The organism is Leisingera sp. F5 (assembly GCF_001593695.1).
The window spans coordinates 1-1,119 of sequence record NZ_LUKH01001314.1; the positions used below are offsets into that span (position 1 = coordinate 1).

The following is a 1,119-nucleotide window of genomic DNA, read 5'->3' on the forward strand; positions in this document are numbered from 1 at the left end:
GGATCAGATGGGCAATATGTTTGCCCGCAGGGAAGGTACCGATCCGGATGCCCTGCCGGTCTATGTGGGCTCGCATCTGGACACCCAGCCGACGGGCGGCAAGTATGACGGCGTTCTGGGGGTGCTGGCCGGGCTGGAGCTGATCCGTTCGCTCAACGATATGAACATCAAGACCAAGCATCCGATCGTGGCCACGAATTTCACCAATGAGGAGGGCACGCGCTATGCGCCTGCGATGCTGTCCTCCGGCGTGTTTGCGGGCATTCACACTCAGGACTGGGCTTACGGCCGCGAAGATGCCGAAGGCAAGAAATTCGGGGACGAGCTGAAACGCATCGGCTGGCGCGGCGAAGAAGAGACCGGTGCCCGCAAGATGCACGCCTTCTTTGAACTGCACATCGAACAGGGACCGATCCTGGAAGCCGAAGGCAAGGATATCGGTGTGGTGACCCACGGCCAGGGCCTTAGCTGGACCCAGGTGACGTTGACTGGCAAGGATGCGCATACCGGCTCCACCCCGATGCCGATGCGCCGCAACGCGGGGCTGGCAATGGCGCGGATCCTGGAAACCGTGGATGAAATCGCCTGGGGCCACGCGCCTCATGCTGTCGGGGCCGCGGGCCATATCGACGTCTATCCGAACTCGCGCAATGTGATCCCGGGCAGGGTGGTTTTCACCGTTGATTTCCGCAGCCCCGAGTTGGACGTGATCACCGACATGGAAAATCAGCTGCGCGAAAAAGGCACCCGGATTGCTGAGGCGATGGGCGTTGAAATCGCGTTCGAGAAGGTGGGCGGCTTTGATCCCGTTACCTTTGACGCAGGCTGTGTCACTGCTGTGCGCAGTGCGGCAGAGCGGCTGGGGTATTCGCATATCGATATCATTTCTGGCGCGGGCCACGATGCCTGCTGGATCAACCGGGTGGCGCCGACCGCGATGGTCATGTGCCCCTGCGTTGATGGTCTGAGCCACAACGAGGCCGAGGAGATCAGCAAGGAATGGGCCGAGGCTGGCGCCAACGTGCTGTTCCATGCGGTGGTCGAGACAGCGGAAATCGTTTCGTAGCTGGGGGCCAGCCCCCAGACCCCCGGGATATTTCCGGCCAGAAGAACAAGGGA

1 protein-coding gene is annotated in these 1,119 nt (G+C 61.6%); it reads left to right on the top strand.

The window, feature by feature from the left end; translation table 11 throughout:
• Window positions 1–1,066: Zn-dependent hydrolase (locus tag A2I95_RS41055; protein WP_291738033.1), on the top strand; the 1,066-nt coding region annotated here is incomplete at its 5' end.
• Window positions 1,067–1,119: the final 53 nt, after the last annotated feature.